This window comes from Allobosea sp. 01N443, from assembly GCF_056399325.1.
Genome location: NZ_JBFTRC010000278.1, coordinates 1 through 5625, shown reverse-complemented (window position 1 = coordinate 5625; position 5625 = coordinate 1). Strand labels below are relative to the sequence as shown.

General features: G+C 64.9%; 5 protein-coding genes. All 5 read left to right on the top strand.

All coding sequences use genetic code 11. The features are described from left to right. Positions 1-500, top strand: a 500-nt coding sequence (ybgF, locus tag AC1DRP_RS34440) for a tol-pal system protein YbgF (RefSeq protein ID WP_476770888.1), incomplete at its 5' end; no start/stop codon positions are given. After that, complete coding sequence (gene tilS, locus AC1DRP_RS34435) at positions 497-1552, top strand: tRNA lysidine(34) synthetase TilS (protein WP_476770887.1); 1056 nt, start codon at positions 497-499, stop codon at positions 1550-1552. The genes ybgF and tilS, both read left to right, overlap by 4 nt. Positions 1553-1663: 111 nt before the next feature. Then, the gene (gene ftsH / locus AC1DRP_RS34430; RefSeq protein ID WP_476770886.1) at positions 1664-3589 is read left to right on the top strand and encodes an ATP-dependent zinc metalloprotease FtsH; all 1926 of its coding nucleotides are present in this window, start codon (positions 1664-1666) and stop codon (positions 3587-3589) included. A gap of 23 nt (positions 3590-3612) precedes the next feature. After that, positions 3613-3891: a hypothetical protein gene (locus AC1DRP_RS34425; RefSeq protein WP_476770885.1), complete on the top strand. Its 279-nt coding sequence runs from the start codon at positions 3613-3615 to the stop codon at positions 3889-3891. After that, entirely contained in the window at positions 3888-5231 is a 1344-nt protein-coding gene (gene glmM, locus AC1DRP_RS34420; RefSeq protein WP_113513340.1) for a phosphoglucosamine mutase, read from the top strand. The genes AC1DRP_RS34425 and glmM overlap by 4 nt, the downstream gene beginning before the upstream one ends. The last annotated feature ends 394 nt before the right edge of the window (positions 5232-5625 follow it).

Below are 5625 nucleotides of genomic sequence, written 5' to 3'. Positions count from 1 at the left end.
GTGGTGGCCAGGGACCGCTCGACCTTCAGGGCGTCGGCCGACAGGTCCCGCAGGGTGCGCTGCCGCAGGGCGGACCGCGTGGCGGACCGAGCGTCGCGGCGACGGGCGCGGCGCCGAGCCCCAAGGACAGCTATGACACGGCCTATGCCTATGTCCTGCGCAAGGAATACGAGCAGGCCGAAATGGGCTTTCGTCAGTTCCTGCAGAGCTATCCGCGTGATCGGCTTGCCGCCGACGCCACCTTCTGGCTCGGCGAGAGCTATTTCCAGCGCCAGCGCTATCGCGAGGCTGCCGAGCAATTCCTGAAGATCTCGCGTGACTATCCGCGCGCCGGCAAGGGTGCCGACAGCCTGCTCAAGCTCGGCATGTCGCTGAATGGGCTTGGCGCGCGCGACCAGGCCTGCGCAACCTATGCCAAGGTCGGCGTCGACTATCCTTCCGCTTCCAATGCCGTGCGGCAGGGTGTCGAGCGCGAACGGCGCCGCGCTCGCTGCGCTTGAGCGCGCTGGCTTCCAGCGATCCTGAGCATCTTCCGGTTTCAGCCGGCGAGGCGGCTGCGCTCTTCGCCGGGCTCGCGGGTGAAACGCGCCTGCTGATTGCGGTCTCGGGCGGCCCAGATTCCGTTGCCCTGCTTTCCCTGTTGCACGATTGGGCGCAGCAGCCCGCTAGGCCCGCGCTTCATGCCGCGACGGTYGATCACGGCCTGCGCGAGACGTCCTCGAGCGAAGCTGAAGCCGTCGGCGCGCTCTGCTCCGGGCTGAGGGTTCCCCATGTGATCCYGCGTTGGGCAGGGCCGAAACCTGCGACGGGCATCCAGCAACGGGCACGAGAGGCGCGCTATGCCCTGCTGGCGGCACATGCGGAGGCTCTCGGTGGTGCAGTGCTGGTCACGGCGCACACGCTCGACGACCAGGCCGAGACGCTGCTGATGCGGATGGCGCGCGGTTCCGGGCCGAGCGGGCTCGCCGGTATGCGAGCCAAGGTGCGCAAGGGTGGCACGGTGCTGGCACGTCCGCTGCTTGCCGTACAGAAAGCGCGTCTCATCGCGACCGCTGAGGCGAGGGGGCTTTCCTACATTCGTGACCCGAGCAATGCCGATCCGCGGTTCGAGCGCGCGCGTTGGCGGACCCTGATGCCGATGCTGGCCGACGAGGGGCTCACAGCCGAACGTCTGGCGGTCCTGGCTGCGAGGCTGGCGCGCATGGATGCGGCGATAGAGCACCACGTCGCCCTGCTGCTGCCGTCGCTCATATTCGCAGGGGAGGGGACCGGGGTGACGCGGCTGCGCTTCGGCGCGTTGGTCGATCTTCCCGAGGAAATTGCCCTGCGGGTTATGGCCGAGGCGCTCGCCCTGGTGCCTGGATCGAACGCTGAACTGTCGCGGCTCGAGCGGCTGGAAGGCTGCGTGTTCACGCTTCTGGAGGCGGCACGGCGGGGCACGGCCATGACGCGGACACTATCGGGGTGTGTACTTGCGCTCGATCGGGACGGTGTCCTGACGCTGGCGCCGGAACCGGCGCGCAGACGGGGCGTTCACCCTGCGTCGCGATGAGCCTGGTTCAAATCTGCTGTTTCCCTTGGCAAGGGGCTTTGCCGCTCCTAGATTAACGCCTGAAACCCTTGGCCCTTTCCGGTTGGACCGGGCGGCCCGATCGGACAGAGAATGAATCCGAACTTCCGTAATTTTGCCCTCTGGGTGGTGATTTTCCTGCTGGTTCTGGCGCTCGTGACGCTGTTCCAGAGCCCGAGCCAACGCACCAGCACCAATGAAATCCCCTATAGCCAGCTCATCAACGAGAGCGAAGCCGGGCGGATTTCCAATGTCGTGGTCGCAGGCCAGGAGATTTCGGGCACGTTTTCGGACGGCCGCAGCTTCGTCACCTACGCTCCCTATGGCGACCCGGCTCTGCTGAAGACGCTGGCGCAGAAGGGGGTCCAGGTCTCGGCGCGTGCTCCGTCGGAGGGCACGCCCTGGTTCATGGCGCTGCTCGTCAATTCATTGCCCTTCGTCATCTTCATCGGCCTGTGGATCTTCATGTCCCGGCAGATGCAGAATGGTGCTGGTCGCGCCATGGGCTTCGGCAAGTCCAAGGCCAAGCTGCTGACCGAGGCGCATGGTCGCGTCACCTTCGAGGATGTCGCGGGCATCGACGAGGCCAAGGAGGATCTGCAGGAGATCGTCGAATTCCTGCGCGATCCCCAGAAGTTCCAGCGGCTCGGTGGGCGCATCCCGCGCGGCGTGCTGCTCGTCGGTCCTCCCGGCACCGGCAAGACGCTGACGGCGCGTGCCGTCGCCGGCGAAGCCAATGTGCCGTTCTTCACGATCTCGGGTTCTGATTTCGTCGAGATGTTCGTCGGCGTCGGCGCGAGCCGCGTGCGCGACATGTTCGAGCAGGCCAAGAAGAACGCGCCCTGCATCATCTTCATCGACGAAATCGATGCGGTCGGTCGTCACCGCGGCGCCGGYMTCGGCGGCGGCAAYGACGAGCGCGAGCAGACCCTGAACCAGCTGCTSGTCGAGATGGACGGCTTCGAGGCGAATGAGGGTGTGATCATCATCGCCGCCACGAACCGCCCGGACGTGCTCGATCCGGCGCTGTTGCGCCCCGGTCGCTTCGATCGCCAGATCGTCGTGCCGAATCCCGACGTCGCCGGCCGCGAGAAGATCCTGCGCGTGCACGTCCGCAAGGTGCCGATGGCTCCCGATGTCGATCTCAAGATCCTGGCGCGCGGAACACCTGGCTTCTCGGGYGCCGATCTGATGAACCTCGTCAACGAGGCGGCGCTGCTGGCGGCTCGCCGCGGCAAGYGCATGGTCACCCATGCCGAGTTCGAGGATGCCAAGGACAAGGTCATGATGGGCGCCGAGCGCAAATCCATGGCGATGTCCGAGGAAGAGAAGAAGCTGACCGCCTATCATGAGGCCGGCCACGCCATCGTGGGCTTGTATGTCCCCGCCGGCATCCCGGTCCACAAGGCGACGATCATCCCGCGCGGTCGCGCGCTCGGCATGGTGAAGTTCCTGCCGGAGGGTGATCGCTATTCGATGAAGTTCAAGGAGTTCACCTCGCAGCTCGCGGTGGCCATGGGCGGTCGCGTTGCGGAGGAGATCACCTTCGGCAAGGAGAACATCACCTCGGGCGCCACCGGCGACATCCAGCAGGCGACCAAGATGGCCAAGGCCATGGTAACGCAGATGGGCTATTCCGATGAACTCGGCCTGGTCGCCTATGGCGACAACCAGGAAGAGGTTTTCTTGGGCATGTCGATGGGCCGGACCCAGAGCGTGTCGGAAGCGACCGCGCAGAAGATCGATAGCGAAGTGCGCAAGCTCGTCCACCAGGGCTATCTGGACGCCAAGAAGATCCTCAACGAACACCATGAGGAATTCGTCCACGTGGCCGAGGCGCTGCTCGAGTTCGAGACGCTGACCGGCGACGAGATCCGCGATCTGATCGCCGGCAAGCGCCCGACCCGCGATGCTGACGATACGCCGTCGGCGCCGCGCGGCTCGGCGGTGCCGAGTGCCGGCCGCGGCCGTAAGCGCGACGAGCCTGACGCTGGTCTGGAGCCGCAGCCGCTGGTCTGAACGGCCTCGGTCGGACCTGACACATGAAGGCGGCCATATTGGCCGCCTTTTTCTTTGCCTGCGATCAATGGTTAGGTGGGGCTGTTGCGTGTGACCGAGTTGGGGACGAGACCCGCGCGGTCGTTCCCGTCTTCGTTCCGGCGGCGTTGCCCATGATAAAATTCGTCATAAAACGTGACAAGGCGGAACGCATGTCCCGCTATAGAAGAACTCAACAGGGCCGGGAGCGGGCTGGTTGCAACCGCGCCCCGGTTGTCCGCGAAGCTCCCATCATGGCCGCCATCTGGATCGACTGGATATGACGCGCAAATATTTTGGAACCGACGGCATCCGCGGCCGCGCCAATGGCGTGATCACGCCCGATCTGGCGCTCAGGGTCGGCCAGGCAACCGGTATCGCGTTTCGGCGCGGCGAGTACCGCCACCGCGTGGTGATCGGCAAGGATACGCGGCTCTCGGGCTACATGATCGAGACGGCGCTGATCGCCGGCTTCACCTCGGTCGGCATGGATGTGCTGCAGCTCGGTCCGATGCCGACGCCGGCGGTCGCGATGCTGACGCGCTCGATGCGCGCGGATCTCGGCGTGATGATCTCGGCGTCGCACAATCCCTATGAGGATAACGGCATCAAGCTGTTCGGTCCCGACGGCTACAAGCTCAATGACGAGGTCGAGAGCGAGATCGCCGCCCTGATCGATTCCGATCTCGGAGCGCAGCTTTCGGAGGCTGCGATGCTTGGCCGTGCCAAGCGCATCGACAGCGCCCATGCGCGCTATATCGAATTCGCCAAACGCACCTTGCCGCGCAACATGAATCTCGACGGGCTGCGCATCGTCGTCGATTGCGCCAACGGCGCCGCCTACAAGGTTGCGCCCGAGGCGCTCTGGGAGCTCGGGGCCGAGGTCATCGCCATCGGGGTCGAGCCGGACGGCTTTAACATCAACAAGGATGTCGGTTCGACCAAGCCGGATGCCTTGGCTCAGAAGGTGCGCGAGCTGCGCGCCGATATCGGCATCGCCCTTGATGGCGACGCTGATCGCGTGCTGATCATCGACGAGCAGGGACATGCCGTCGATGGCGACCAGCTGATGGCCGTAATTGCGCGCAGCTGGCAGGAGGACGGTCGTCTCTCGGCGCCTGGCATCGTCGCGACCGTGATGTCGAATCTCGGGCTGGAGCGTTATCTCGCAGGACTCGGCCTGAGTCTTGAGCGCACCGCTGTGGGCGACCGTTATGTGCTCGAGCATATGCGGGCGAACGGCTTCAACCTTGGCGGCGAGCAATCCGGCCATATCATCCTCTCCGACTATGCGACGACCGGAGACGGGCTCGTGGCGGCRCTGCAGCTGCTCGCGGTGGTGAAGCGGATGGACAAGCCGGTCTCGGAAGTCTGCCACTGCTTCGAGCCGCTGCCGCAGATCCTCAAGAACGTGCGCTACAAGCAGGGCCAGCCCCTGACGGAGAAGCCGGTCGTCAACGCGATCGAGGCCGCCAGGCAAATGCTCGGGGATAGCGGGCGTCTCGTCATTCGTCCGTCAGGCACTGAGCCGGTGATCAGGGTGATGGCCGAAGGCGATGACCGCGACCTGGTGATGCGCGCTGTCGATGACATCGTCGATGCGGTGACCAAGGCCGCAGCCTGACGTAGCCGGCGGGCTGCGTTTTCGGTCAAGGATCATCCTGAAGCTAGGGCAGGTCCCTGTGCATTCCACCTTGAGAATGCACAGAGTTTGCTCGTTTGCACGAGATTTCGTGGTTAAGCGGTAAGGTTAAGCGTCGTTTAAGGAATTCGTGCCAGGGTCCTTCCCGTCGGTAACACGCGCGAGCTGAGTATCGCGTCGCGCAAACTCGAGGGACTCTGCCATGGGCAGCCTGAAAATTCTCGCGCTGGCGGGCGCCATGGCCTTCGGAGGCTCCGCAGTGGCCTCTGCTGCCGACCTCGCCCCTCTGCTGCCTCCACCGCCTGAGCCTGTTGCCCTGCGCGGGACGATTGGGTCCGGTTGGTATTTGCGCGGTGATGTAGGTGTCGGTTTGCAG